The organism is Janthinobacterium tructae (assembly GCF_006517255.1).
GTDB lineage: Bacteria > Pseudomonadota > Gammaproteobacteria > Burkholderiales > Burkholderiaceae_D > Janthinobacterium > Janthinobacterium tructae.
In genome coordinates this window covers 1,932,399-1,959,394 of record NZ_CP041185.1, presented here as the reverse complement: position 1 = coordinate 1,959,394, position 26,996 = coordinate 1,932,399, and the positions used below count along the sequence as shown (strand labels likewise).

The 26,996-nt window shown below is 62.5% G+C and carries 18 protein-coding genes and 1 tRNA gene; 7 read left to right on the top strand and 12 right to left on the bottom strand.

The features are described from left to right. Positions 1-2 precede the first annotated feature (2 nt). On the top strand, positions 3-1,502 hold the full coding sequence (locus tag FJQ89_RS08545; protein ID WP_243136479.1) for a nucleobase:cation symporter-2 family protein: 1,500 nt from the start codon (positions 3-5) through the stop codon (positions 1,500-1,502). A 43-nt stretch (positions 1,503-1,545) separates the two neighbouring features. On the opposite strand, the gene FJQ89_RS08540 is transcribed toward FJQ89_RS08545, so the two are convergent. The 3 genes from FJQ89_RS08540 to FJQ89_RS08530 all read right to left on the bottom strand — a co-directional run bounded on the left by FJQ89_RS08540 (position 1,546) and on the right by FJQ89_RS08530 (position 9,892). Continuing rightward, positions 1,546-6,588, bottom strand: coding sequence for a diguanylate cyclase domain-containing protein (locus FJQ89_RS08540; protein ID WP_141169872.1), 5,043 nt, complete (start codon positions 6,586-6,588; stop codon positions 1,546-1,548). A gap of 358 nt (positions 6,589-6,946) precedes the next feature. Further along, positions 6,947-7,033 (bottom strand) — tRNA-Leu (locus tag FJQ89_RS08535). Positions 7,034-7,120: 87 nt separating this feature from the next. Further along, positions 7,121-9,892: a S8 family peptidase gene (locus FJQ89_RS08530; protein ID WP_168208409.1), complete on the bottom strand. Its 2,772-nt coding sequence runs from the start codon at positions 9,890-9,892 to the stop codon at positions 7,121-7,123. Positions 9,893-10,119: 227 nt separating this feature from the next. On the opposite strand from FJQ89_RS08530, the gene FJQ89_RS08525 reads away from it, so the two are divergent. Next, positions 10,120-10,971, top strand: coding sequence for a hypothetical protein (locus tag FJQ89_RS08525; protein ID WP_141169870.1), 852 nt, complete (start codon positions 10,120-10,122; stop codon positions 10,969-10,971). Then, positions 10,971-12,323, top strand: coding sequence for a hypothetical protein (locus FJQ89_RS08520; RefSeq protein ID WP_141169869.1), 1,353 nt, complete (start codon positions 10,971-10,973; stop codon positions 12,321-12,323). The genes FJQ89_RS08525 and FJQ89_RS08520 overlap by 1 nt, the downstream gene beginning before the upstream one ends. A 73-nt stretch (positions 12,324-12,396) precedes the next feature. On the opposite strand, the gene FJQ89_RS28000 is transcribed toward FJQ89_RS08520, so the two are convergent. Then, positions 12,397-12,567, bottom strand: a complete 171-nt coding sequence (locus FJQ89_RS28000; RefSeq protein ID WP_168208408.1) for a hypothetical protein — start codon at positions 12,565-12,567, stop codon at positions 12,397-12,399. 51 nt (positions 12,568-12,618) lie between these two features. Between FJQ89_RS28000 and FJQ89_RS08515 the strand changes: the two genes are divergently transcribed. Next, complete coding sequence (locus FJQ89_RS08515) at positions 12,619-13,989, top strand: HD-GYP domain-containing protein (RefSeq protein WP_141169868.1); 1,371 nt, start codon at positions 12,619-12,621, stop codon at positions 13,987-13,989. Between the two features lie 216 nt (positions 13,990-14,205). Here the strand turns inward: FJQ89_RS08515 and FJQ89_RS28595 are convergent, their stop codons facing one another. The 4 genes from FJQ89_RS28595 to FJQ89_RS08495 form a co-directional block, all read right to left on the bottom strand. Next, positions 14,206-15,930 carry a methyl-accepting chemotaxis protein gene (locus FJQ89_RS28595; RefSeq protein WP_141169867.1) on the bottom strand — a complete coding sequence of 575 codons (1,725 nt, stop codon included), beginning with the start codon at positions 15,928-15,930 and terminating at the stop codon, positions 14,206-14,208. A gap of 465 nt (positions 15,931-16,395) precedes the next feature. After that, a complete protein-coding gene (locus tag FJQ89_RS08505) occupies positions 16,396-16,608 on the bottom strand; it encodes a hypothetical protein (protein WP_099763360.1) in 213 nt (70 codons plus the stop codon). 85 nt (positions 16,609-16,693) lie between these two features. After that, positions 16,694-17,197: a DUF2939 domain-containing protein gene (locus tag FJQ89_RS08500; RefSeq protein WP_168208407.1), complete on the bottom strand. Its 504-nt coding sequence runs from the start codon at positions 17,195-17,197 to the stop codon at positions 16,694-16,696. A gap of 125 nt (positions 17,198-17,322) precedes the next feature. Continuing rightward, complete coding sequence (locus FJQ89_RS08495; RefSeq protein ID WP_141169865.1) at positions 17,323-17,769, bottom strand: DUF2939 domain-containing protein; 447 nt, start codon at positions 17,767-17,769, stop codon at positions 17,323-17,325. A gap of 112 nt (positions 17,770-17,881) precedes the next feature. On the opposite strand from FJQ89_RS08495, the gene FJQ89_RS08490 reads away from it, so the two are divergent. Both FJQ89_RS08490 and FJQ89_RS08485 read left to right on the top strand, forming a co-directional pair. After that, positions 17,882-18,721, top strand: a complete 840-nt coding sequence (locus tag FJQ89_RS08490; protein ID WP_141169864.1) for a hypothetical protein — start codon at positions 17,882-17,884, stop codon at positions 18,719-18,721. Positions 18,722-18,736: 15 nt separating this feature from the next. Then, the gene (locus FJQ89_RS08485) at positions 18,737-20,956 is read left to right on the top strand and encodes an acylase (protein WP_141169863.1); all 2,220 of its coding nucleotides are present in this window, start codon (positions 18,737-18,739) and stop codon (positions 20,954-20,956) included. 133 nt (positions 20,957-21,089) lie between these two features. Here the strand turns inward: FJQ89_RS08485 and FJQ89_RS08480 are convergent, their stop codons facing one another. Together FJQ89_RS08480 and FJQ89_RS08475 are read right to left on the bottom strand one after the other, a co-directional pair. Beyond that, positions 21,090-22,271: a trans-sulfuration enzyme family protein gene (locus FJQ89_RS08480; protein ID WP_141169862.1), complete on the bottom strand. Its 1,182-nt coding sequence runs from the start codon at positions 22,269-22,271 to the stop codon at positions 21,090-21,092. Continuing rightward, on the bottom strand, positions 22,268-23,659 hold the full coding sequence (locus FJQ89_RS08475; RefSeq protein WP_423245193.1) for a pyridoxal-phosphate dependent enzyme: 1,392 nt from the start codon (positions 23,657-23,659) through the stop codon (positions 22,268-22,270). Before FJQ89_RS08475 ends, FJQ89_RS08480 begins: the two co-directional genes overlap by 4 nt. Positions 23,660-23,980: 321 nt before the next feature. Here FJQ89_RS08475 and FJQ89_RS08470 point away from each other — a divergent pair, with 321 nt between their 5' ends. Next, on the top strand, positions 23,981-24,499 hold the full coding sequence (locus tag FJQ89_RS08470) for a thymidine kinase (protein WP_096238536.1): 519 nt from the start codon (positions 23,981-23,983) through the stop codon (positions 24,497-24,499). 3 nt (positions 24,500-24,502) lie between these two features. Here FJQ89_RS08470 and FJQ89_RS08465 read toward each other — a convergent pair whose 3' ends face one another. Then, positions 24,503-24,775, bottom strand: coding sequence for a putative signal transducing protein (locus FJQ89_RS08465; RefSeq protein ID WP_141169861.1), 273 nt, complete (start codon positions 24,773-24,775; stop codon positions 24,503-24,505). A gap of 51 nt (positions 24,776-24,826) precedes the next feature. Next, a complete protein-coding gene (locus tag FJQ89_RS08460; protein ID WP_168208406.1) occupies positions 24,827-26,797 on the bottom strand; it encodes a methyl-accepting chemotaxis protein in 1,971 nt (656 codons plus the stop codon). Positions 26,798-26,996 lie beyond the last annotated feature (199 nt).

The window sequence follows — 26,996 nt, the reverse complement described above, 5'->3', positions numbered from 1 at the left end:
AAATGGCCTCTCCCCGCTTGAAATCCATCCACCGCAGCGCTCCGGGCAGCACGCCTGCAGCGCCATCGCCCGTCGATGAAATCCTGCCAGCCGGCAAGCTGTTCACCCTGGGCTTGCAACATGTGCTCGTCATGTATGCGGGTGCCATCGCCGTGCCGCTGATCGTCGGACGCGCCCTCAAGCTGCCGCCCGAGCAGGTGGCGGCACTGATCAGTGCCGACCTGTTCTGCTGCGGTCTGGTGACCCTGATCCAGTCCCTGGGGATAGGCAAGTACTTCGGCATCCGCCTGCCCGTGATGATGGGAGTGACCTTTGCCGCCGTCAGTCCCATGCTGGCCATGGCAAACAACCCGGCCCTGGGCATCACCGGCATCTTTGGCGCCGTGATCGGCGCCGGCGTCGTTTCCATGCTGATCGCGCCCTTCATCAGCCGCCTGCTGGCCCTGTTTCCGCCCGTGGTCACCGGCAGCATCATCGCCGTGATCGGCGTGTCGCTGATGCGCGTGGGCGTGAACTGGGCCATGGGCGGGCCGCCCGCCATGGCGCAAATTGCCGATCCCGCCTTCCTCAAGATGGCCGCTGCCGCCACGGCGGCCGGCTTGCCTGCGCCGCTTGGCCCCGTGCCGCTGATTGCCAACCCCGGCTACGGCGCGCTGGATAACATGGGCATCGCCTTCTTCGTGCTGGCCGTCATCTTGCTGGTGGCCAAGTATGGCCGCGGTTTCCTGTCGAATATCGCGGTATTGATCGGCATCATCGCCGGCACGGCCCTGTCGTTTGCCTTGGGCAGGGCCGATTTCGCCAAGGTGGCCAGCGCCAAGGCGTTTGCCATCGTCACGCCGTTCCAGTTCGGCATGCCGACCTTCGACGTGGTTGCCATCGTGACCATGAGCCTGGTGATGATCGTCGTCATGATTGAGTCCTTGGGCATGTTCCTCGCGCTGGGAGAGATGACGGGCAAGCGCATCACCCAGGACGACATCAGCCGCGGCTTGCGCGTCGATGGCCTGGGCACCCTGATCGGCGGCATCTTCAATACCTTCCCGTACACTTCGTTCTCGCAAAACGTGGGCCTGGTGGGGGTGACGGGCGTGCGCAGCCGCTGGGTCTGCGTAGCGGCCGGCATCATCCTGCTGGTCATGGGCGTGATCCCGAAGATCGCGCAAACGGCCGAGTCCGTGCCGGCGTTCGTGCTGGGCGGGGCGGGGCTGGTGATGTTCGGCATGGTGGCCGCCACCGGCATCCGCATCCTGGCCGGCGTCGACTACAAGAGCAACCGCAACAACCTGTTCATCGTGGCCCTGGCTATCGGCTTTGGCATGCTGCCGCTGGTGGCCGAGCAGTATGCGCAGCACATGCCGAAGGCCCTGTCGCCCTTGCTGCACAGCGGCATCCTGCTGGCCGCCATCGTTGCCGTGCTGCTCAATCTGTTCTTCAACGGCCTGGCCTCAAGCGAAAAAGCGAGGGAGCAGGCGCGCGAAAATAGTCACGGCAGCGATTGAGTCGCTGCCAAGCGCCGTGAAAATGGCGCGCGCCGCATGCGTATCAACACGGCGGCAGCACCTTGAGCACCACGCAATTGCGCCCCGCATCCTTGGCGTGGTAGAGCGCGGCGTCGGCCAGGCGCAGCAGGGCGTCGGGATCGGCGGCGCCCGGTGGCGGCTGGACCGCGATGCCGACGCTGATCGTCACCTGTGCTGCATCGGCACTCGCATGGGGGATGGCCAGCTCTTCGATGGCGCGCCGCAGCGCTTCGCCGATCTGGCGCGCCTCGTCTGCGCCTGTGTTCGGCAGCACCATTGAAAACTCTTCGCCGCCGTAGCGCGCCGTCAGGTCGCCTGCGCGCCGCATGCTGGCCGCCAGCGCCTGCGCGACCCGGATCAGGCATGCGTCGCCGGCCTGGTGGCCGTGACGGTCGTTGAAGCGCTTGAAGTAGTCGACATCGAGCATGACGACGGCCAGCGGCTGGCCGACGCGCGTGGCGCGCGCACATTCGGTGCGCAGCACGTCGTCGAAATGGCGCCGGTTCGACAGGCCCGTCAGGCCGTCGGTGATGGACAGGGTTGCCAGCTTGCGGTTGGCGTCTTCCAGCTGTTCCGTGCGTTCGGCAACGCGCCGCTCCAGGCTGTCATGCAGCCTGGCGCTGGAGATCGAAATCATCGCCTGTACACCGAGCATGCGCAGGAAGGCGACGCGCTCCTGCGTAAACGAGGCTTCTGCAAGCCGGTTCTCGAAGTACAGGATGCCGTCGATCTGGCCGCCGTGCCGGATCGGCAGGCACATGACGGCACGCGGCCGCCGCAACTGCACGTACGGGTCGGCGGCAAAGCGCGAGACGCCGGTGATGCTGTCTTCGATCACCTCCGCGCCAGTGCGGATCACGTAGCGCAGCAGCGACAGCGGGAACTGCGGGTCGCTGGCGGCGTTCAGGTCGAGCCGCCGCGCTTGCAGGACGGTGACGCCGTCGCCATCTATATTGGCCTCCAGCTGGTAGCTGCCTTCGGACAGCAGCAGCAAGCGCGCTACCTGCGCACCGGCGTTTTCGCACACGATGGAAATGAGCCGTGTCAGCACATTGCGCAGGCCGACTTCGTTCGACAGGATCTGTGCCGCCTTCAGCAGCGACACCAGGTCGAGCGTGGAACTGCCGTGCGTGTCGGGGCCTACATGCGATAGCGTGGCGCGGCCATCCATCCGTGACAGCAGCGCAGCGTGGCGCGCCCGCAGTTGCGTCACCTTGCCCTCTGCGCCCCACTGGCCGTAGTGCGCGATGGCGTCCTGGATGAAGACGCCGGCCACGCGCGCCTGGCCCTGCTCGGACCAGTATTCGCCGCACAGCTCATTGCCCAGCGCTTGTACGTTGACGTAGCCTGCCAGGCCGGCGGCGTCGATCGCCTGCCGGTAATGGCGCGTGGCCAGCTGCAGATCGTCGCGGTAGCGTGCCATCTCGGCCATCACCAGCAGATGTTTGGCAGCGCTATTGTCCGAGCCTAGCCTGGCCCACTCGGTGAGGCTCGCCTGCAGTGCATCGATCACGCTCAGCACATCGCCCGCATCGGGTCGCGCCGGGTCGCGCCGCAAGGCACGCAGCCATATCAGCGCGGCGTAGAAGCTCGACTCGGCAACCTTGGCCTGGCCGCGCATGATCTGGGTGACGATGCCGAGCTGGCCGGCCAGCAGCTCGGCGTCGGCGCCGTCGAACAGGTAGGCGTTGCGGATCTTGCCTTGCAAATAGTAGGCGCGATACAGCTGCGAATCGCCATACTGTTCGAGGAAGCGCGCCTCGCTGAACGTCGCATCATCGTAGCTGTCGTGCCGGGGCAGGCGGCCCATCAGGCATTTGATCGGCTGGACCGCGGCGGCGACGCAGCAATCGGCCATCGCCTGCTGGCCGTTGGCGCGCATCAGCGCCAGGTCATGCTCGATGTCGTGCATCAGGTGCGGCAGATAGTCGCCGAGGATCATCCGTTCGGTGGCGCGCACGGCCGCCACCACGCCGACCTGCACGAAATCGGCGATTTCCAGCGCCCAGCCAAAGGCTTCTTCGTACAGGGCGTCGGAGCTGCGCAGGGGCTGCGTCCAGTGGCTGATCAGCGCACCGAACATCAGGCCCGTGAGTGTGCGCGTCTGCAGATTGGCACGCCGCCTGGCCAGCGCCATCGCCATCGCGCCGAAGTCGTAGCCGCGCGCCACGTCGCCGTCGTACAGCGCCAGTATCAGCGCGTAGCCGACATAGGCGACGGCGCTGAAATCGCTGTTCCCCCGTTGCATGGACAGCCGCGTCATCGAAACCACCATCAGCGCGCTGAGATCCTGCTGGCCGGCGTAATAGCTGGCCATCCACAGGCCCTGCATCATCTGCATCGCGGCCACCGCGTCCGGCGCGCACATGTCGCCGGCCGCCAGCAAGGTGTCGGGCGCCTGCGTGCCATGCAGCCTCCCGATATCGGCGAGGATGTCGTCGAAGCGCGCCTTCATGTGCGCGACATCGTGCGCAATGGCGATGTTCAACTGCGCCAGGCCTTCGCGCTGCACTTCGATGGCGTCGAGCAGGCGGCCCTGCAATTGATACTGGTGCGCCTGGATGGCAATGCAGCGTACCTGCAGCAGCGGGTGCAAGGTGCGGGCGCGCACCAGCGGATAGATCGCCTCGGCGGCATCGAACTGCCCGCACAGGTAAGCCGCTTCGGCCGCGCCCAGCTGCAGGTCGAGCCAGAGGTCGGCGTGGACGCTCCACGCCTCTGCCGGCAGCAGGCCGAGACCAATTCGCATGTGCTCCAGCGTGGCCTGGAACGCGGCCGAGCGTCGTGCCTTGACGCCAGCCTGCAGATTGAGCGCCGCCAGCTGCACGCGCTCGTTCGCATCGTCGAGCAGCGCACGGCCGGCGTTGAGCTGTTCGACGATCTCGAACAGTGTCTCGTCCTGGTGCCCCGGCGTGGCATGTTGCAGCAGCAGGCGGCCGATGCGAAGATGGTTGGCCGCGCGGGTAGAGGCATCGGCGACCAGGTAGGCTGCCTGCTGCACCCGGTCGTGCAGGAAGCGGTAATGGACGCCGCTGTGGCCGGCGCGGGTGTCGCCATTGACGTATTTATAGCGTTCGTCGAGCGGCTGGACCAGTCCTGCATGCAGCGCCGGCCACAAGGCTTGCTGCGTGTGCCGGGGCGAGCGGTCCACTGCCAGCGCAAGCGTGTCGAGCGTGAAGCGGTTGCCGCTGGAGGCGGCCAGTTGCAGCAGGTGCTGCGTTGCCGTGGGCAGGCGGTGGATTTTCTCCAGCAGCACCTCGACCACGTTGTCGGTATATTTGACCTGTTGTATCGCGCGCAGGTCCCAGTCCCAGCAATCGTCGGCTGCGCGGTAGCGCAGGTGGCCCGTCTCATTGAGCGAAGCGAGGAACTGGTTGAGGAAAAATGGATTGCCGGCCGTCTTGGTGTAGCAAATGCGGGTCAGTGGCGCGCAGTCTGGCGCCGCCACGCGCACGGTGGCCGCGACCATTTGCGCAACTTGCGCTTCGTTCAGGGGGCGCAAAAACAGCGTGGACAGTCGCACCTCGCGTGCGAGCAGCTTGTCGCGCAGCGCGATGAGGGGGTGCGCGGCGCTCACTTCGTTGTCGCGGTACGCACCGATGAACAGCAGGCAGCACTGGTCGCAGGAGAGCATGAGCAGCTCGATCATCCGCAGCGTGGCCGCATCGGCCCATTGCAGGTCGTCCAGGAACAGCACCAGCGGATGCCCGGCGCAGGCGAAGACTTCGACGAAGCGGGGGAACAGGCGGTCCAGGCGCAGCTGGGCCTGAGCCGGCGCCGACGCGGGCACCGCGTCGGTGGGGCCGACGATCAACGCCAGTTGGGGAATCAGTTCGACCAGCACGCCGATGCCATCGCCCAGGGCGCCGTGCAGTTTTCCGGACCATTGCCGCAGCGTTGCTTCGGGCTGGCCCAGCAACTGGCGCACCAGCCCCTGGAAGGCCTGGATCAGCGAGGCATACGGGACGTCGCGCTGGAGCTGGTCAAACTTGCCGGACAGGAAACAGCCGCGCCGGGCGACGATCGGTTTCTGCACTTCGTTGACGACCGCCGATTTGCCGATGCCTGAATGGCCGGCCAGCAGCAGCATCTCGCAGCGACCTGCGGCACTGCGTTCAAACGCCGCCAGCAGCACGGCGATGGCATCCTCGCGCCCATGCAGCGTCTGCGGCACAAGGAAGCGGCCATTGTGGTCGGACAGCTTGAGCGCCTGCGCCGGCTTGTCCGCGCGGCATGCTTCGAGGTCGCTGCGCAGGCCTTGCAAGCTCTGATAGCGCTGATCGGCATTTTTTTCCAGCAGGCGCTGGATGATCGGCAGCAGCTGGCCCGGCAAGTTTGCGAGTGCCGGGTGCGACCAGTCGGGACTGCGGGCAATGTGGCAATGCACGAGTTCCATCGCGTCGCCCGCCTCGAACGGCGCCTGGCCGGCCAGCAGTTCGTAGAAGGTGGCGCCGAGCGCATAGAAATCGGCACGCCAGTCGACGCGCCGATTCATGCGCCCCGTCTGTTCCGGCGCCATGTAACGCAACGTGCCTTCCAGGGCCTGGAGATTGACGATGCCATGGCTTTCGTACGGCAGTTCACAGGCGATGCCGAAATCGGTCAGCTGCAGCAGACGCCGATCGGCGTTCCACACCAGATTGGAGGGATTGATGTCCTTGTGGATCACGCCATGACGATGGACCGCTTCCAGCGCCGCGCACAGTTGCAGCGCGATGTCGAAAAAATCGTCCAGCGCCAACGCAGGCTGCGCCGGCGTCCTGCGCGCCGCCAGCTGCGCGCGCAACACCTGGTCGAGCGCCAGGCCACCGCTATCTTCCTGCAGCATCGTCCAGCACCCGCCGTGCAACTGCAGCGCCAGCGGATGCACTACGCCAGGATGGCGGCAGCGACGCGCGATCGCATACTCGCGCTTGAATTGTGCCAGTTGCTGAAAGGAGGGGAACTGCTGATTGGGCTTCTTGACGATCAGCGCAGTGCCATCAGCGGCCCTGGCGCGATATACCCGCGAGCGGCCACCGCTGTGCAGCTGTTTGATGATCTCGTGGTCGAAAAGGGAGCTCATGGGCTGGGCTAGCGGTACACAAACGGTTGCGGGAGCCTTGAGGCGCACATTTCGTGGTATTACTTGATTGTAAGTATTATATCAGTAGGAAGTCGCGGCGAAGCGAGAGGAGCGAAGGGTGTTGTTGCAAAAATGTCGGCGGGGGCAGGCGAGTCAGGATGCGGGAAACGAGCGCGATGACGGTGCCTATAACGTGACAATGACGACCATGACGGGACGCTAGGTGCGGCATCGCCGGGCCAACTTGTGAAACCTGAAATATAGCGGCTGGAGATTTTTTGCGGAATAAAGACAGTTTTGCGGAACGGGAGAGCGTCAGAAGGGTAGTAAGTACTATCTCTGGAAGTGGCATGTGCGCTGGTGCCCGGAGCCGGAATCGAACCGGCACGCCCTTACAGGCGGGAGATTTTAAGTCTCCAGTGTCTACCAGTTTCACCATCCGGGCAGCGCGGCGAGATTCTAGCACAAGAGATAGGCGTTACACCACCTTATGCAGGCGGGCGTTGCAAGGCATGGCGACAAGTGGGGCGGCTCAGTCGGCGAAGGCGATCCTCAATATCCTATCGCCACAGAAAAAATCCAGTGCATAGACGGACTGTGCCGGCAGGAAGACAGGCTCTTCCAACGCCTTGCAGTCGGCACTGCTGCGCAAGTGCCAGCGAGCCGGGCTGATGATGTGATTGCCTTTTCCAGCTTGCTTCATGGCGGGCAGGGAGATGCTATATTCGCCTTGCCTTGCAGCGATCAGCAAGGCGGGGCGGCCTTCTGTGTGTTTTGATACATCGCGTATGACGATGGGAAATTGTTGTGGTATATAGCGGTGCTCTCCCAGGAATGAGTACGCGTTGAGCCTGCTTGTCGCGATTTGGCCGGTTTTGAAATCATGGTATTGCAGCTCGTGTACCGTGTTGACAAAGGCAGCGGACTGCCGCTCTGATTGAAATGCTCCGGTGACGGCGATGGGGATATCGAGTGCTGCGCGCGTGGGAGCGATCATATGTTGGCCGAAATGGCGCGCACGCCGGTTGAAAAAGCTGACTCTCAACAGGTGGTGCGCATCCCTGGCATACCAATGCACGCCGGCAAAGTGGCCACCTGGCGCGGGATCGAGCAAAGGGCCGCTCAACATGTCCGAGAAAAAGCCAAACTCGCTATTGTTCATGCGCTTGTCGCGCTGGAGTTGCCCCTCCTCGAGCATAGCCAGCTGCATCACGTCTAAACAAAAACCGGATGTGCATGGCGTTTTCCTTTCCACAAACAATAACGGTACTTGCCCTGTATAAGTTTCCTCAAAATAAAATGGGAACAAGAGCAGTGTTGCATCCAGCGGCAGATGCGCGACGCGAAAGCCGTTGTCGAGGTAATACAAATTGCGGCTGATGGGGCCTTTGGCCGTCTCGCTACGATGGGGCTGGCCCTGCAGGTCGCGGGGGGCGTACACCCGAACCAACTGTTTTCCCTCGCCACTCCACGCGGGTCGCATGACATTTCCCAGTCTCATCCAGCGAACTTGCGTGGGCCTGCTAAAACGCTCATCCTGAATCTTTTGATAGACTAGCAGACGCATCTGCTCGTCAAAGATCAGCAAATGGGCGGCTTGCGGATCGCGTGGTAATTCGGCGGGGCTGGCAGGCCGGTCCTCGGCGAGCAGGAGGATATATTCGCTTTTGCCGTCGAAGTCGATATCGAGCTTGCTGTGTTGTTGTACGTGGCAGTGCTCCAGCAAACCATTGATTGCAATACTGGTCGGTGCGGATAGCGCTAATTTTTCATTGTTCGATGTGGCCAGGGCAAGCCGGATTGCGTGCGGATTGACCGGATCGGGCCCCATGGCCAGGTAGTCGTGTGGCCTGCGATCAAGGTCGGATTGCTCGACCCTGCGCAAGTGCATGCCTGCTTTTAGGCTACCGCTGATCGGATAGCTTGTGATGTGCGGCCCGCCCATCGTCTTGCCGACAGAGCGGTATAGTGTGGCGCCGATGTCGAATGGAGACTGTGCAACGCCATTGATGCTGACTGTTACCGTGTAGGCGAGGTCGGACGGAATGGGACGGTCGCTACGCGCCGGGTCGGGCAGCTGTAAGTGGATAGCGAAGCGTTTTTCCTGTTGTGCCGGCCAGTTACCATTGAAGGATGCGCGGTCGATGGTGGCCGATGGAAGCACCGTATCGTCACCGGCGGGCCGGATAGTGATCGCGAAGTGCGCAGCAGGGCTCGATTCCCAGACGTTTTTCAGTGCCAGCTCCAGCGCGACGGTCTTTGCGACGCCGTCCCAGGCGATAGCCTTGACCTCTTTGTTCGCCGGCAGTATCAAGGTCCGCGCGGGCAACGCCAAGGCGGCAGCGATATCCAGCTGGCCGTATCGCAGCGGTATGTCATGCGGATCCAGGCTGTCGACGGCATGACCGCTGGTGTTGACGGGCCCTTCGATGACTCGGGTTTCAGGCAGCATGGACCGGGCGCCCAGTACCAAGCGCGGATAAACGTCTGCCGCTGGAATGCCTCGCGACAGCAAGAGGGCTGCGGCGCCGGCGACCATGGCTGCGGCCTGGGAGGTGCCCGATCTGTTGTCGTAGGCATATCCCGGTTGCCGGATTGATCGGCGGCCAACTGGTATCGGCCCCGGTATCTCGACACCTGGCGCTGCGATATCGACGCCAGGGCCGATATTCGAAAAACTGGCGATGGCGCCATCGGGCCGGCTGGCGGCGACACAAATGACGCCGCTTAACTGGCAGGGGACGGGCAGCGTGGTCGATGCATCATTTCCCGCCGCCGCGACGAGCAGGACGCCACGGGCCTGCGCCTCGGCGATTGCCGCCGCGACCGGGTCGGTGTCGGCGGTGCGTGGCCAGCCGAAGGGTAGCAGCATTAGCTGCACCGACCTGTCCGCAAGGCTGCGAATAGCAGCAGCCACGCGCTGAGACAATTCTTGCATGCTCACAGCATCGACGCCCATCCGTTCCGACACGGCATCGATAAGATGGGGTTTGACTGGCGCGTTGCTTGCGCGCTGCAATACCTGCATTGGGATGATGACAATGTCTTGCGAGATCGATGCGACAATGCCGGCCAGATGCGTGCCGCTGCCATCGGTATCGCGGTAGCCAGCATTCTCACCGGACGCGGCCAGGCGTGGTGTGCTTGTGTCAGTTCGGGCAAGCAGTTTGGCAAAGGCGGGATGACTGGCATCAAGGCCTGTATCGAAGATTGCTATGGTGACGATCTTGCGCGCCGTCGCCGGCGTCGGCCCGGGCAGGCCGATATCCTGCCCGGCGACAGCTTGAATGCGGTAGCTCTGCATCTGATCCAGATCCACCGGGATCAGGCCCCCCTCGTTATGCAAAGCCCACGATGGCGGCACGTCTGGGGCGGCTTGCACCGGCAGGGCTGTCATGCAAGCCAGGCAAGCGGATATCATCAAGCACCATGTCCACATATAGCCTCCTGCAGGTCGGAGCCTCCATCTTCGCGCGTCATGCCAGCGTTTGATTGATATTTATCACACTCGGTGTTCATGGATAGCTGACCATGGATCAAGCCGGCAGCGCTGCCGCCGGAGCACCACGGTCCATCCACCACCGGGAGGTTTTCATCATGCGTCCAACCCATCAGCAATACGGCATCGCTACACTGCTGCTGTTCTCGATATTGTCGGCCGGTTGCAACACGGAACCGAAGACAGTCGAGCCAGTCGTCATCACGCCGCCAAAAACCGGCTTTCAGTGCCTGCCAGTGCCCAGCACCTGGATGGCCGCTGGCAGTATCTTTTCTGTCGACCAGGCCGGCACGTCGTTCCAGATCGGCATGGTGGACACCATCAAACCAAGCGGTCCGCATCCGGCGGGATTTCCACAATATACGGCCAGCACGAGTTTCAATGTTGGCCTGTTAATGTCGACGTTGGCGACCCTGACCAAGTCCACCGGTTGGGATGCGCAAGTGAGCGCCAACGCCGCCAAAAAGCTGTGGGTGAGCAGCAAATACGAGGCGCCCACGCTGATGGTGGTCGAAGGACAGCCTGAAGCCGAGGCTATCAACTGGTTTTCCAATACCAAGCACTATCGTATTGAACCCGGCGTTCGATATTACCTGGTGCGCGAGGCGCTGCGCGCCGACAATGCCGCTTACGAAATCAAGCGTGACGATCTCAGCAAGATTGGTGCCGAGGCATCGGTGCGCGATATGGTCAAAGGCAAACTGAGCTTCGGCGACAACCAGTCCAATACCGCCTATATGTTGAGCGCCAGGTTTCCCGAGCCCTTGAATGTCTGCGTCAAATCAAAAGAGTTACGCATCGCGTCATCCGGTGCCGGGGGTATCCAGCGCCTGGAACTCGTCGACGTCGACCAGCCGATTCTGATTACTGGTGTGGGCCATTGATGAGCATCTACGCGCGCTGCCTGTCGCTGGTGCTGGCTTGCGCGCTATGCTCATGCCGCTCGGTGGAGCCCGGGCCATCCGACACGCACAGCATGCTGACGCGCATTGATGCCGTGGTGAGCAGGCTGGACGAGATCGAAGCTGCGCTCGGTGCTACTTTGCGCAAACGCACTGTTTTGCTGCGCGTGAACGCACTGGCCCAGCATGGCGAACCGATACTGCCGTCGCAGTTGCTGGTACAAATGCCTGCGGTAGACCACAGCGCGCTGGGCGCGGCGTTCTTTGCCTTGCTCGAAGACGTCGGTTCAGGCAATGAAATCGCCCCCAGCTACGGCTGCAGCCGGTTGAGCGATAGCCAGGCGCAGAGCGTGGCGCGTACATTTGGCGAGCTCCAGCGCGAGGCTGCCGCGTATCTGGATGCGGTTGTCCGTATACAGATCACCGGCTGCGTGCCGACTGTCCTTGGCATCAATACGGCCGGTGCTTCGCCACCTTCCGACAGCAACTCCAAGGCCCAGAAATCGGCATCCGACAAGGCGGCTGACGCGGCAATGAATTTGCCTTTCCAGGTCACCGAGGGTGAAAGGCACTTTGTCATGCTGGGCCAGGCTTTTCGCTTCGGCAATGTTGATGACGACAAGATTCCCCTGGCTGCTTACTTGCAACGGCAGGTACAGAGCAATGTGCAGGCGGTGCAACGATTGATCTTGCAGACGCGACCAGACGCGAGTCCGTTCACCGTTCTGTTCGACCGTAATGTCACCACTGCCACTGTCGCGGCATCGATGCAGCACGACCCCAGAGGCTGGTTCAATGCCGAGGTGCAGGCCAATGCACGTACGCTGTACATTTCTCCGACCGTGCCACGTGCCGTATTGATTTTTTGTGCAGTTAACCGGCATTATCGGCTGAGTTTGAATGAAAACCTGAAAAAAAACGTGAGACCGGAACTGCTCAAAAGGGCGTTGACCGCAGGTGATGTCGCAGCAACGGTGGCGGCGGCGGAAAAATCCGCAGACGGGATGGCGCAATGCCTGACCGATGAAACTTTCTTTTTGTTGGCGCATGAACTTTCCCATGGCATGCTGAAGATCAGTTCGGAGGCGATGGCCGATTGTTCGGCGCGCGCGCTTGGCGCTTCGGTGGGGCGGGAGAGCCTAGGCGTGTTTGCCAGCCTCATTTTTCCGGTGGCTCACAGTCAGGATTTTTATCGGCTACTGGGCTTGAACACAGTTGGGCGCAAAGCGCTGCTATGTCGCGAACGCTTACTTCAACAAACAAAGGTCTCGTTGATAACGCCTTTTGCCAAGTCACTTACAGCCTGCCTGGCTATGAGCGACCCCTGCCCGTGAACCGGTGCAAAGATGCCGGTCGGCTTGCACCGAACGGCATCCTCCTTGCTTAGTCTTCGCCAGCGCTTACCCATCAAAACGTCGCCTTGAACGGCACCCCATACGTGCGCGGCTCGTTGACGCTACCCGTCAGGTTGTTGAACTCGACGTTGGTGCCCTGTTTCAGGATGTTGGCGTGGAACAAAGTGGCCGTGCCGTCGAGGTTGCATGGACAAGGATGTCGCCATAAGGTATCTACAGGCAAGATCTCGCGTAGAATATAATTTATTGCAAATTGGAAATTTGTATTTATGCCATGTTAATCTTATCCGCAAGTGCGCCGCCCGTTGACGGCATCCGGCTTTCCGAACTGATCGCCGCCCTGAGCCAGGCCCTGGACATCACGGAGGGACAGCCAGAAGGCCATTGCATCCGCTGTTGCTGGATCGGCATGCACGTGGGACGCGAACTGGGCATGGTGGATGAAGACCTGTGGAATCTGTATTACACCCTGCTGCTCAAGGACCTGGGCTGCAGCAGCAATGCCGCGCGCATCTGCGAGCTCTACCTGACGGATGATCTGTCTTTCAAACAAGGCTTCAAGACGGTGGGCGACAGCCTGCCGCAAGTGCTGAAATTCGTCCTCAAGCACACGGGCCTGAAGGCGGGCCTGGCCGAGCGCTTCCGCGCCGTGATGACGATCTTGCGCGACGGCGCGCACATCGCGCAGGAGCTGATCGCCACGCGCTGCCAGCGCGGCGCCGACATTGCGCGCCTGCTGCGCTTTCCGGAATCCGTGGCACAGGGCATCTACAGCCTCGACGAACACTACAATGGCCAGGGCAAGCCGGACAAACTGGCAGGGCAGGCGATTCCCCTGTTTTCGCGCATTGCCCTGCTGGCACAGGTGATCGACGTGTTTCATACGGCCGATGGCGCGCGCGCCGCCCAGGCCGAGGTGCGCCAGCGCGCGGGCAGCTGGTTTGACCCGCAACTGGTGCTGGCGTTCGAACGGGTGGCGCAGTCGGCCGCCTTCTGGTCCATGTTGCGGTCGCAGGATCTGACGGCCGCCGTGGCGGCGCTGGAGCCGGCCAACCGTTCCCTGCCGGTGGATGAGGACTATCTCGACGACATCGCTGCCGCGTTCGGTCAGGTGGTCGATTCGAAAAGCCCGTACACGAGCGGGCACAGCGCCCGGGTAGCCTTGTATGCTGACATGATCGCCGAAACCTTGGGCGTGACGCCGGAGCGGCGTCGCTGGCTCAAGCGGGGTGCTTTGCTGCACGACGTCGGGAAACTTGGCGTCAGCAATAGCGTGCTGGACAAGGCCGGCAAACTCGACGCGGATGAGTGGTTGGCCGTGCAGCAGCACGCACACTATACACAAACGATTTTGTCACGCATTGATGCGTTTGCCGAACTGGCTGTCGTGGCAGCTGCGCACCATGAGCGGCTCGATGGCAAGGGCTATCCGCGCGGCTTGACGGCCGACGACATCAGCCTGGAAACGCGCATCATCACCACGGCCGATATTTTCGACGCCATCACGGCCGACCGGCCATATCGGGGGCCAATTCCCATTCCAAAAGCGCTCGAGATCATGGCCGAGACCGTGGGCACAGCCATCGACGCGCAGTGTTTTGCCGCCTTGAAAGTGGCGCTGGAGCGCTTGCCCGACCTCGCGTAGCCGGGGAGCGAGTGCCTGGCGGCGTGAGCGCGGGCTTGCGCAGCATGACGCAGATGGGAAACGCGCCTTCGCCCGACACATGCATCCCGTCGGCCAGGGTAGTGCGTAAGGTCCAGGCAGGCGCAAGTTCGCTGGACGAAAAATCATGCTGGCGTGTTATTGCAACGTGACAGGGGAGGTGCCAGTCGCGGCCTTCCCCCTGTGCCTGTGAGCTGCTTAAAACTCTTCCCAATCGCCGGCCGTCACGGCTTGCGCTTGCACCGCACGGGGTTTTGCCGGCGCGGCCTGGCGCTTGACGGTGTTGCTGGCTGGCACCATGCGCAGCGGTTTTGCGCTGGCGCGTGCTGCAGCCGTCGTGCGTGCCGGTGCCACCACCTGGCGGTCTTGCGTCTTGAAGATACTCACGGTTTGCACCAGGTTGCTGGCCTGGTTGCGCAGAGATTCGGCCGCCGCCGCCGCTTCTTCCACCAGCGCCGCATTTTGTTGCGTGACGCCATCCATCTGCGCCACCGCCTGATTGATCTGTTCGATGCCGGCGGACTGTTCCTGGCTGGCCATCGTGATCTCGGCGATGATATTGCTGACGCGGGCGACACTGGCGACTACCTCGGACATCGTCGTGCCCGCCTGCGCCGCCAGCCTGGAGCCGGCATCGACGCGGCTGACGGAATCGTCGATCAGCGTCTTGATTTCCTTGGCCGCGCTGGCGCTGCGCTGGGCCAGGCCGCGCACCTCGCTCGCCACGACGGCGAAGCCGCGGCCCTGTTCGCCGGCCCGCGCCGCTTCCACGGCGGCATTCAGGGCCAGGATATTGGTCTGGAAGGCAATGCCGTCGATGACGCTGATGATGTCGACAATCTTGCGCGACGATTCGCTGATCAGGTCCATGGTGCCCATCACTTGCCCGACCACGGCGCCACCCTTGCTGGCGACATCCGATGCGGTTGTCGCCAGCACATTGGCTTCGCGGGCATTGTCCGCATTCTTGCGCACGGTGCTGGTGAGCTCTTCCATCGAGGAAGCCGTTTCTTCCAGTGAACTGGCTTGTTGTTCCGTGCGTGTGGACAGATCGTTATTGCCAGTGGAAATTTCCTCGGCAGCCAGGGCCACCGTGTCGGAATCCTGGCGCACGGAGGAGACTACCGAGGTCAGCGACACTTGCATGCGTTGCAGCGCCGACAACACGCTGACGCTATCGTTCGCCGCGACACTGAGTTTTCCTGTCAGGTCGCCGCCGGCAAGCAGGCTGACGGCGTCGCACAGCTGGCGCGGTTCGGCACCGAGTGCCCTGAGCAAGTGGCGCGTGATGAGCCAGCCTGCCAGGGCCGCCAGCACGATGGACAGCACGCTGGCGCCGATGAGGATGTTCCGGTTGAGAAGGTACTGCGCGTCGTCTTCCTCCAGGATGAGGGCGGAGCGTTGGTCCGTCAGCGTGAAATATTCATCGGTGGCGGCGACGAGGGCGGCCAGCAGCGGACGGCATTCCTCGTTCATCTTGATGATGGCTAGTTCGGTTTTCTTTTGCAGCGCCAGGTCCACAATGCCCAGCGCCACGGGAGCATAGCGTTTTTCGATGTTGTCGATCTTGTTGATGATGACGCGCACCTCGTCCGATACCCCCGGCTGCTGTGCCAGCTGCAGCAGGTGCTGCATGTTCTTGGCAACATTGGCATGCGCCTGCAAGATGTGTTTGTGTTCGATGTCCAGCTCTTCCGGCTTGGTGAGCAGTACCAGGTTCCTGGCCGCCACGGCGCGCATGTCGATCGCGTTACGCACGCGGTGCGCCGTATTGGCGCGCGCTGTGATGCCGGTGACATACTGCTCAAAGCTGGCGTTGGAGTTGGAAAAACTCCGTATGGACAGGATCGAGATACCGATAAGGAGAAAGACCAGCAGGCCGAAGGCCAGGGTCAGTTGCTTGCGAACAGTCAATTTATCCATGATGCCTCTCCCAGAATACGTTATGAAATTAGAAAGGGGGCACGCGTGGTGCCGGTAGCCATATATGGTCGGGTAATGGGCCGCGCCTTGTGCAGTGCTTCTCTATCCAGAACACGGATTCGTGGTGTGAGGACCGGCTAACTTAAAAAATGATTTTGATAAATTATTTGGTTTATTTAGTAAATTCATTTTTACATAGAAATTTCAGTAAATCAATGAAATTTTCGTGCCCAAAAACAACTTTTTGGCGAGCAAGGCTTGTTCCGGCGCCGCCGGAGCGGGCACGGGAAAGCATCTGGGAGGGAGGATCTGGCGGGATTGGGCGGGCGCTGGTGAAAAAACCTGTGCCAGCGCGCGTTGCGGCATTTCCACAGCGAACTGCGCAAGCTGGCGCTGGCGGGCAGGTCAGCAAGGCAACATCCTCGGCCGGCTAGCGGACCTGTGTCATGTCCCTTGCCAAGGTATTTAGATGGGAAATGCGCCCGCGCCCGATACATTCAGGCAGGCGACCTTGTCGCTGGAAAAGTACTTGATTTGTCCCAGGCCGATGGCGTAGCAGCCGTCGCTGAGCGGGGAAATGGGGCCGGTGAGTTTTTCGCCGCTGACCAGGGTCACCACCCAGGGCGTGGTGGCCGGTTTGCCCGCGTGGGCCAGTGCGTGTTGTACCAGGTCTGACATGCTGCCTCCGATGGAAATCAAAACCCGATGATAGCAGTGTACGGTGTCGGATAGCCGCTGTTTGCCGATACGCCGGGCCCGCGCCTTACGCGTCGGCCAGCAGATTCTTGGGCAGCGCCACCGACACCAGTTTCCAGCGCCACAGGCCGTCGCGCGTCAGGGTCAGCTCGCCGATATGGCTCTTGCTGTGGGCACGCTGCACCACGACGCTGTCCCAGGAGGTGTAGCGCAGCTTGTAGTCAGGCTTGGCATTGCGCTTGCGGCCGCTGATGTCGCTGACCTTGGCGATCGGTTTTTCGTAACGGTCATTGAGCCTCATCAAGGCGACTATGCCTTCAGGCATCAGCATGGTATCGAGCAAGGGGTCGATGACGTCGGCGCTGATGTCGTCGGCCACTTCCGGCGCCGAGAACAGGGCATGCAGTTGCTGCCCCAGGCTGCCGCGCAGCTGCGCCAGGTCGATTTGTGCCGCCAAGGCCTGGGTATCCTCGTCCATGGTTGCCGCGCGGATCTTGTTCATGGTGAAATACGGGCTGCCATAGAAGGCGCCGGCCAGCGCGACCAGTGCCACTAGAGCGAGAAGCAACATTCTTTTCATCGTGCAATCTCTCGGATGCCTGGCGACCCGGTGCGCCTGAAGTACTAGCATTCTACATAATATTTCCCAAAATCAATATGGTGGTTTAGGTAAGTGTTGTTTTAGATCAAGTTTCGTCAGAGTAATTCCGGCGGCAAAGTAATATCCGTCAGCTTCCAGTCCCAGATGCCATGCCGGCGCAGCAAAAACTGGCTGGCGGCGGGGCCGGCGCCGCTGCGCTGCAGCACCACTTCGTTCCACGAGCGGTACGCCATGCCGAAGTCGTGGCGCTTGCCATCCTCCCCTTGCTTGCCGTGCAGTATCAGCAGCGTGATGCCGGGCGGCGAGACGATGGTGTCGAGCATTTCCTTGAAATCCTCGTCATTGGCCTTTTCGCCGGCCACCCGCAACTGGTGCGCCACGCTGGCGCGTATGGCGGGCAGGTCGGCCTGCTGCGCGAGGTTTTCCAGACGCACGGATTTCGCCGCGATGCTGATGCGGTACATGGCGATATAGGGGCTGACCCAGGTGAAGCCGATGGCGGCAACGCTAAAAATGATCGCGGTGGCGTACTTTCTTTTCATGGTCCGTGTTTTTGTATGAGCTGTGCCGCCGTGATTTTACCCGGCCAGGGGCGGTGGATGGTGTAGCATTCGTGCCGGCGCGGACCATCGCGCCGCAATATTGAGGACAACCATGAATATCACTATCAATCAGGTGCTGCAGTCGTATATCGACCCGCTCACCGCCAGCGAATACGCGGCGCTCGAGCGCAGCCTGCTGGCCGAAGGCTGCCGCGACGCGCTGGTGCTGTGGAACGACGTGCTGATCGACGGGCATAACCGCTACGCCATCTGCCGCCAGCACGGCATCGAATTCAAGACCATCCAGAACACCAGCTTTACTTCGCTCGACGACGTCATGCTGTGGATGATCGACAATCATCTGGCGCGCCGCAGCGTGTCGGACTTCCAGCGCGGCGTGCTGGCCTTGCGCAAGAAGGAAATCGTCGCCGCGCGCAGCCCGGCGCCCGTCAGCGCGGCTGACGCGCCGGAAGGCGAAAACGCGCCGAAACCCCCCATGAGCACGCGCGAAGAGGTGGCCAAGGCGGCGCGCCTGAGCAGCAACCAGATCAGCCAGATCGAAAAAATCCAGAAGGCGGCCGCGCCGGAGCTGGTGGAAGCGGTCCGCTCGGGCACGATTTCCATCAATGCGGCGGCCACCGTGGCGTCGCTGCCGCCGGAAGAGCAGGTGGCGGCCGTCGCCGGTGGCAAGAAATTATTACGCCAGGCGGCCAAGGAAATCCGCGAACAGCGCGCCGCCACGCGCACGCCGCGCGAGCCGAAAGCGCCCCACGTGTCGCAGGACACGCCGGAAACGGGCAACGAGCCGTGGGCGGAAAACGCGGCGCAGGCGCCGTCCGAAGCGGAGCGCCTGCGTGGCGAGATCGCCAGTTTGAAGCAGAAAGTGGCGCAATTGCAGGCGGAAAATGTGGAACTCAACCAGCGCATCGCCACGCTGATCGACGCATCCTGATTACTGGAGTAGTTCATGCTGGCTCGCCGCACCCTGTTTGCCGCCATCGTCTGCAGCGCCGTTGCAGTTCCCCCGGTGCTGGCGGCGCCCGCCGCTTCTGTTGCTGACATGGCCCGCTGGCAGGCGCAGGCCGCCAACGTCAGCATCGCGCGCGACACCTGGGGCATTCCCCACGTGACGGGCAAGACGGATGCGGATGCCGTCTTTGGCCTGATGTATGCGCAAGCCGAGGATGATTTTCCCCGTGTGGAATTGAACTATATCAATGCCATGGGGCGGCTGGCGGAAGTGGAGGGCGAACGGGAGCTGTACCGCGACCTGCGCATGAAGCTCTTCATCGACCCGCTGGAGCTGCAGGCGCAGTACCGCGCCAGCCCAGCGTGGCTGCGCAAGTTGATGGATGCGTTTGCCGATGGCCTCAATTTTTACCTGGCCACGCACCCGCAGGTGAAACCGCGGCTCATCACGCATTTCGAGCCGTGGATGGCCTTGAGTTTCAGCGAAGGCAGCATCGGCGGCGATATCGAATCGATCAACCTGGCGCAGCTCGAAGCGTTTTACGGCCAGCAGGCCAGGCCGGCCGCCGTGGCGCTGGCCAGCATCGAGACCGGGTTGGCGTCCGGATTGGAACCCGAGCCTAGCGGTTCGAACGGCTTCGCCATCGCGCCCGCGATCACGAAAAATGGCCACGCGCTCTTGATGATCAATCCGCACACCTCGTTCTATTTCCGCCCCGAAGTGCAGATGACCAGCGGCGAAGGCCTGAACGCGTACGGCGCCGTCACCTGGGGCCAGTTCTTCGTCTACCAGGGTTTCAATGAGCGCCTGGGCTGGATGCATACTTCGGGCGGCGGCGACGTCATCGACGAATACCTGGAAAGCATCGTCGACCGTGATGGCGCATGGTTCTACCGCTATGACGGCGCGCTGCGCCCCTTGAAAGCCGTGCCGATTACCTTGCCATATAAACTGGCCGATGGCGGCATGGGGGCGAAAACCATCACGGTCTACTACAGCCACCACGGTCCCATCGTGCGCGTGCAGGATGGTAAATGGGTGGCAGTACGGCTGATGAATGAACCGTTGAAGGCTTTGACGCAGTCGTACACGCGCACCAAGGCGCGCGATTACGCGGCGTTTTACAAGACGATGGAACTGCGCACGAATTCGTCGAACAATACGGTATATGCGGATGCGGACGGCAATATCGCCTATTTCCACGGTAATTTCATCCCCGTGCGCGATCCGCGCTTCAACTGGAAGCAGCCTGTTGACGGCAGCGACCCGGCCACGCAATGGCAAGGGCTGCACACGGTGGCGCAAACCATCACCCTGTTCAATCCGAAGAACGGCTGGATACAGAACACCAACAACTGGCCGTATTCGGCGGCCGGCGCCAACAGTCCGCGCCAGCAGGACTATCCCGCCTACATGTCCGTGTATGGCGAAAATGCGCGCGGCCTGCATGCCGTCAAGGTGTTCCAGAACAGGACGGGTTTTACCCTGGACAGCCTGATCGCCGCGTCCTACGACAGCGAACTGACGGCGTTCGAGTCGCTGCTGCCGCCGCTGTTCGCCGCCTTCGATGCGCTGTCGGAGAACTCTGCGCAAAAGCTGGCGCTGGCCGACAAGGTCGCGCTGCTGCGGGCCTGGGACTGGCGCTATTCTCTGACGTCCACGGCCACTTCGCTGGCCGTGTTCTGGGGCCAGGAACTGGCCGAGCTGACAGGCAAGCAGGCGCGCGAGCAGGGAGTGCCCGTGGTTGACTTCATGGCGACGGAGAGGGTCACTGCGGCGCAGCGCCTGGCGGCCTTGGCCAGCGCCGCCGATAAACTGCAGCGCGATTTCGGCCACTGGCAAACGCCGTGGGGCGAGATCAACCGCTACCAGCGCCTGACGGGAGATATCGTGCAACCGTTCGACGATGCGCAACCCAGCTTGCCCGTGCCTTACGCGTCGGGCAACTGGGGCGCGCTGGCTGCGTATGGCCAGAGCAGCAAGAGCACCACGAAACGCATCTATGGCGAGCGTGGCAACAGTTTTGTGGCGGCCGTGGAATTCGGCCCGCGCATCAGGGCGAAAAGCATCCTCGCCGGTGGCCAGAGCGGCGACCCGCAGTCGCCGCACTTCCAGGACCAGGCGGTCATGTATGCGCGCGGTCAATTCAAGGAGGTGCTGTTTTATCCCGAGCAGATGGAACAGCACCTGGAGCGCAGGTATCGGCCGGGGGAGTGAGCGGTGTTGCTTATGCCAACGAGGTGTCGGATTACGCACGGCGTTGCCGTGCTAATCCGACCTACGGCGTACCGTAGCATGTAGGTCGGATTAGCGGGGCCGCCGAGGCGCAGCGTAATCCGACACTGTCCCCTCAAATCGCGTCGAGCGCCGTGCGCAAGTCATGCCGCAGGTCTTCGATGTCCTCGATGCCCACGGACAGGCGGATCAGGCCGTCGCCGATGCCCAGCTTGGCCCGCTGTTCGGGCGGGATGCTGGCATGCGTCATCAGGGCAGGGTGTTCGATCAGGCTTTCCACGCCGCCCAGGCTTTCGGCCAGGGCGAACACCTCGCAGCGTTCCAGGAAGCGGCGCGCGCCGGCCCGGTCCGTATCGAGGTCGATCGAGATGATGCCGCCGAAGCCATCCATCTGGCGCTGCGCCAGTTGGTGCTGCGGGTGCGAGGCCAGGCCCGGATAAAACACGCTTTTCACTTCCTTTTGCTGTTCCAGCCATTGCGCCAGGGCCAGCGCGCTTTCGCAATGGCGCTGCATGCGGATGGCCAGGGTTTTCACGCCGCGCAGGGCCAAAAAGCTGTCGAACGGGCCGGCAATCGCGCCCACCGAGTTTTGCAGGAAGGCCAGCTGCTCGCGCCATTCGGCCTGGCGTTCTTCCGCGCCGACGATGGCGATGCCGCCGATGATGTCCGAGTGGCCGTTCAGATACTTGGTGGTCGAGTGGACGACGATATCAAAACCGTGTTCCAGGGGGCGCTGCACCAGCGGGCTGGCGAAGGTGTTGTCGGCCACGGCGATGATGCCGCGCGCGCGGCAGATGTCGGCAATCGCCCGCAGGTCGGCCAGTTTCAGCATGGGGTTGGTGGGCGTTTCCACCCATACCATCTTCGTTTCCGGGCGCAGCGCGGCCAGCAGGTTTTCCGGATTGGTCAAATCCACATACGTGAATGCGTGGCCGGCCGAGCGGCGGCGCACGCGCTCAAATAAACGGTAGGTGCCGCCGTACATATCGTCGCCGGCGACGATATGGCTGCCAGCGTCGAGCAATTCCAGCACGGACGAGATAGCGGCCAGGCCGGAGGCGAACGCGAAGGCCGCGCTGCCGCCTTCCAGGTCGGCCACGCAGCGCTCGAGCGCCCAGCGCGTGGGATTGTGCGAGCGGCCGTAATCGAGGCCCTTGTGCACGCCGGGACTCTCTTGCACGAAGGTGGAAGTGGCGTAAATGGGCGGCATGATGGCGCCCGTCGATGGGTCGGGCGACTGGCCGGCGTGGATGACGCGCGTGGCGAGGTGGCTCTTGCGTGTGGTTTCGTGGCTCAAGATAGTGTCCGGCGTAAGTGGTTGAGAAGGTCGAAGCGGGTGATCAGGCCATAAAAGGCGTCAGCGTCGGCGACGACGGCCGTCAAGCCACGGTCCAGGGTGGCGCGCAGGGCGGGCAAGCCGCTTGAGGGCGCCAGGGTTTCGATCTGCGTCGTCATGGTGGCGCCCACCAGACCGGCGAAATGCGCGGCGTCGCCGGAGACGTGCAGCAGCAAGTCAGATTCGTCGAGGATGCCGACCAGCTGGCCGCTGTCGATGACGGGCAGCTGCGCCAGGTCGGCCGAGCGCATGCGATTGAAGGCGGTGAGCAGGGTGTCGCCCGGCGCCACGCTGACGACGTCGCCCTCGTCGTAGCGGCGTCCGATCAGGTCGCGCAAGTCGCCCGAGGGCGCCCGCTGCAACAGGCCCTGGTCGCGCATCCAGCCGTCGTTGTAGACTTTGGATAAATAACGCGTCCCCGTGTCGCACACGAACGTGACGACGCGCTTTGGCGTCGTCTGTTCGCGGCAGTATTTGAGGGCAGCGGCCAGCAGGGTACCGGTCGACGAGCCACCCAAGATGCCTTCGGCAAGCAGCAGGGCGCGCGCGGAATCAAAGCTTTCCTGGTCCGTGATGGTGTAGGCCTGCGTGACGCTGTCCATGTCGGCGATAGACGGAATAAAATCTTCGCCGATGCCTTCCACGGCCCACGAGCCGCTCGTGTCGCTGACTTTGCCGGACTCGATGTATTCCGTGAGGATGGAGCCCTGCGGGTCTGCCAGCACGAATTCCAGCTTCGGCTGTACCTTGCGGAAGTAGCGCGTCAGGCCCGTCAGGGTGCCTGAGGAACCGACGCCGACGACGATGGCGTCCACGTCATGCCCGCTTTGCTCCCAGATTTCGGGCGCCGTGGTCGTTTCGTGGGCCAGCGGATTGGCCGGATTGTTGAACTGGTCGGCGAAGAAGGCGCCCGGCAGCTCGCGCGCCAGGCGCGCCGCGTAATCCTGGTAGTACTCGGGATGGCCCTTGCCCACGTCCGAGCGCGTGGTGTGCACTTCCGCGCCCAGGGCTTTCAGGTGCAGCACTTTTTCCGTCGACATCTTGTCGGGCACGACGAGAATCACGCGGTAGCCCTTGATGCGGCCCACCAGGGCCAGGCCGATGCCGGTGTTGCCGGCGGTGGCCTCGACGATGGTGCCGCCGGGCTGCAAGCGGCCGTCGGCTTCGGCCGCTTCGATGATGGACAGGCCGATGCGGTCCTTGATGGAACCGCCGGGATTTTGCGATTCCAGTTTCAGGAACAGCTGGCACGGGCCTGTGGCTAGCCTGGTGACTTCGACCAGTGGGGTATTGCCGATCAGCTTGTATAGCGCTGGCGGCTGGGATGGGGATGGCATTCGATCATTCATGGTGGCTCCTGTCAGAGAAACAGCCGCTCCGGATTGTGTCCCGAGCAGCCTTCCGTGCCGCGCAGTGTAGGCGGGTGGACGAGTGCGGCGAACGAATGTTTATATGCTTGCATATGCGCCCTGCGCATATCGGCGGCAAGGTGCGCGATGCGAGTATGCGCCGTTTTTTGTCCGTTTGCCGCGCCAAAGGCAGGACTATTAAGCTGCCGCAAGTCCTCCATTGCGATTTATAATCACGCCTCGAAAAGATACTAAATAGTATTGAAAATCAACCAGACAGGGCAGGCGGCGGTGGCAAAACTTTATTTCCGGTATTCCGCGATGAACGCGGGCAAGTCGACGGCCTTGTTGCAAGTCGCGCACAACTATGAAGAGCAGGGCCAGCAGGTGCGCCTGTACACGGCAGCCATCGACAGCCGCTACGGCGTAGGCCGCGTCACCTCGCGCCTGGGCCCGCAGCGCCAGGTCGATATCTTCCATGCCGACACGAATTTCCTCGACGATATACCCCAGGTCGCCTGTTTGCTGGTCGATGAGGCGCAATTTCTCAGCACGGCCCAGGTGCAGCAACTGCACCAGCTGGCGCAAGTGAAGGGCGTGCCCGTCATCTGCTATGGCTTGCGCACGGATTTCAAGGGCGAACCGTTTCCCGGCTCGGCCTATCTGCTGGCGCTGGCCGACGATATCGAGGAATTGAAGAATATTTGTACTTGCGGCAAGAAGGCCACGATGAACATCCGCGTGGATGAACAGGGCCACCGCATCAAGGAAGGCGAGCAGATCAGTATTGGCGGCAACGAGAGTTACCGCCAGGCATGTGGACGCTGTTTCTACTCCTAAACTTTACTCGGCGACGGGCACTCCCACGTCGGCATCGTCCGCCAGCGCCAGGTCGCCCCGCTCGAAGGCGGCCAGGATGTCATTCGCGCGCGCCACATCGTGCTCGCGCACCATGACGCGGGCGCCGCCGATGGCGGCTGCCAGCAGCATGTCGGCCTGCATGTGCTGGTCGTCCGTCAGCAGCACGTCGATGCCGGCCGCTGCGAGGCAGCCGCGGATGACGTGCGCATCCGTGGGGATCATCAGCCGGGCTATTAAAACGTAGTCGTCGTGCATCGTGTCTCCTGGCAAGGTGGATTTTTCCCCATCTTAGCACCAGGCATGACCTTACAGCTTGAACACGCCCACCACCTGGTTCAGCTCCTGCGCCTGTTCCTGCAAGGCGTCGGCCGCCGCGGCCGCTTCTTCCACCAGGGCCGCGTTCTGCTGGGTCACCTGGTCCATCTGGGCGATGGCCTGGTTGACTTGCTCGATGCCGCTGCGCTGCTCGTCGCTGGCCTGCGCGATCTCGGCCATGATGGCGCTCACTTGCTGCACGCTGGCCACCACGGTATCCATGGTGGCGCTGGCCTGGCTCACTTGGGCGTGGCCCAGGTCCACCGTGCCGGCGGATGCCTGGATCAGATCCTTGATGTCTTTCGCGGCGGCCGTCGAGCGCTGCGCCAGGGTGCGCACCTCGGTGGCGACGACGGCAAAGCCGCGTCCCTGCTCGCCGGCCCGCGCCGCTTCCACGGCCGCGTTCAAGGCCAGGATATTCGTCTGGAAGGCGATGCCGTCGATCACGCCGATGATGTCGGCGATCTTGCTTGACGAGCTGCGGATGGCGTCCATGGTGCTGGCCACTTGCGCTACGGCCGCGCCGCCTTCGGCTGCCAGGCTCGACGAGTCGCGCGCCAGCCGGCTTGCCTGCTGTGCGTGATCGACGTTCTGGCGCACGGTGGAACTCAGTTCTTCCATCGAGGCGGCCGTTTCTTCCAGCGAACTGGCTTGCTGTTCCGTGCGGCTCGACAAATCCAGATTGCCGCTGGCGATTTCACCGGACGCCGTGGCGATTTGCCCGGCGCTGCCGCGCACATTGCCGACCACTTGCGAGAGGTTGTCGCTGATGCGGTTCATGGCGCGCAGCAGGCGGCCGATTTCGTCCATGCTGGTCGTATCGAGGTGTACCGTCAGGTCGCCGGCGGCAATCTGCGCGGCGGCCGTTTCGGCGGCGGCCAGCGGGCGCGAGACGAGCGCGCGCACCAGCCAGTACAGCAGCAGGGCGAAGACGAGCAGGGCGATGAAGCCGGAAATGGCCAGCTGCTTGCGCAGCTGGCGCGCCTCCAGGGTGATCTCGTCCGTGAACGTGCCGCCCGCGATGATCCATTGCCATTCCTTGAATTGACGGTAATACAGCTGCTTTTCGCGCGCGCTGGCACTCGTTTCGCCCGGCGCCGTCCACGTATAGCGCATGGCACCGTCTTTCTGCGCCAGCATTTCCTGGATGAACAGGCGGCCATCGCTGGCCTTGAAATCGAGCGCGCTCTTGCCTTCGCTGTTCGGGTGCAGCACCAGGTGGCCGTAATTGGCACCGGGGGCCGTGTCGACGATATAGATGTAGCCCGTCTGGCCGATCTTGACCTGGCGAATCTTCTCTTTCAGCATGGCCAGATTCTTGCTGATATCGAGACCGATGAACAGCACGCCCACCACCTTGCCGCCAGCATCGCGCACGGGATCGTACTGGGTGATGTATTGCTTGCCAAACAAGGTGGCCATGCCAACGAAGCGCTGGCCTGCGTGCAGCGGCGCATAGCTGGGGTGATTGTGGTCGAGCTGGGTACCGATGGCGCGTTCGCCATCCTGCTTTTTCAGCGAGGTGCTGATGCGCACGAATTCATCGCCGTTGGCGGCAAAGATGGTGGCGATCACGCCCGTCTGCGCCGTGTAGCGGTCGACCACGGCCGTGTCGAGGTTGAGCACCTTGCCGCCGTTGGCCAGGGCGGGCGTGGCCTTGCCGGCCACGGCCACCATGGCGCCCGCGTCGACCGTGAACGGGCCGGGAAATTCGGCCGCGAACAGGCGGGCGAAGCTGGCCGCCTCGTTGACCATGGCCGTGTGGAATACTTGCGTGGTCGTCATGACGCTATTGAGCTCGCTGGTGACGGCCGCTTCGGCGCGCTGTTCCAGTACGGTCGAGATGCGGATGCTGATCAAGGTCGTCAGGCTGGCGAGGATCAGGCTGACGAGGGCAAACGTGAAGACGGTAATCTTGCCGCCGACACTCCAATGGCGGGGGGAGAACGATTTTGTAGGCATAGTGTGAGTCTGGCAAAGGGTAATCAGCTCGGCCATTCCTGGTCATGACATGACACATGGGGAGGAGATCTGGTGGGGGATGCGCTTGAAGCGGAGGCGTGCCCGCTTGAGAGCTGCACGCGTGCAAGCAAAATTTCAGGCCGCGATGATAGCATGTTGCTTGCCTTTTGTTACTAAGTGTTTCCCGCAAGAATCATTT

What these genes read in the sequence shown, in the direction of transcription:
- FJQ89_RS08500 (WP_168208407.1), bottom strand. Translation starts at nt 17,197, where the DNA reads ATGTTGCTTCTCGCTCTAGTGGCACTGGTCGCGCTGGCCGGCGCCTTC.
- FJQ89_RS08465 (WP_141169861.1), bottom strand. Translation starts at nt 24,775, where the DNA reads ATGCACGACGACTACGTTTTAATAGCCCGGCTGATGATCCCCACGGAT.
- FJQ89_RS08530 (WP_168208409.1), bottom strand. Translation starts at nt 9,892, where the DNA reads ATGCAGAGCTACCGCATTCAAGCTGTCGCCGGGCAGGATATCGGCCTG.
- FJQ89_RS08490 (WP_141169864.1), top strand. Translation starts at nt 17,882, where the DNA reads ATGAATATCACTATCAATCAGGTGCTGCAGTCGTATATCGACCCGCTC.
- FJQ89_RS08505 (WP_099763360.1), bottom strand. Translation starts at nt 16,608, where the DNA reads ATGTCAGACCTGGTACAACACGCACTGGCCCACGCGGGCAAACCGGCC.
- FJQ89_RS08525 (WP_141169870.1), top strand. Translation starts at nt 10,120, where the DNA reads ATGGATCAAGCCGGCAGCGCTGCCGCCGGAGCACCACGGTCCATCCAC.
- FJQ89_RS08540 (WP_141169872.1), bottom strand. Translation starts at nt 6,588, where the DNA reads ATGAGCTCCCTTTTCGACCACGAGATCATCAAACAGCTGCACAGCGGT.
- FJQ89_RS08460 (WP_168208406.1), bottom strand. Translation starts at nt 26,797, where the DNA reads ATGCCTACAAAATCGTTCTCCCCCCGCCATTGGAGTGTCGGCGGCAAG.
- FJQ89_RS08475 (WP_423245193.1), bottom strand. Translation starts at nt 23,659, where the DNA reads ATGAATGATCGAATGCCATCCCCATCCCAGCCGCCAGCGCTATACAAG.
- FJQ89_RS08515 (WP_141169868.1), top strand. Translation starts at nt 12,619, where the DNA reads ATGTTAATCTTATCCGCAAGTGCGCCGCCCGTTGACGGCATCCGGCTT.
- FJQ89_RS08485 (WP_141169863.1), top strand. Translation starts at nt 18,737, where the DNA reads ATGCTGGCTCGCCGCACCCTGTTTGCCGCCATCGTCTGCAGCGCCGTT.
- FJQ89_RS08545 (WP_243136479.1), top strand. Translation starts at nt 3, where the DNA reads ATGGCCTCTCCCCGCTTGAAATCCATCCACCGCAGCGCTCCGGGCAGC.
- FJQ89_RS08520 (WP_141169869.1), top strand. Translation starts at nt 10,971, where the DNA reads ATGAGCATCTACGCGCGCTGCCTGTCGCTGGTGCTGGCTTGCGCGCTA.
- FJQ89_RS28595 (WP_141169867.1), bottom strand. Translation starts at nt 15,930, where the DNA reads ATGGATAAATTGACTGTTCGCAAGCAACTGACCCTGGCCTTCGGCCTG.
- FJQ89_RS08495 (WP_141169865.1), bottom strand. Translation starts at nt 17,769, where the DNA reads ATGAAAAGAAAGTACGCCACCGCGATCATTTTTAGCGTTGCCGCCATC.
- FJQ89_RS08470 (WP_096238536.1), top strand. Translation starts at nt 23,981, where the DNA reads ATGAACGCGGGCAAGTCGACGGCCTTGTTGCAAGTCGCGCACAACTAT.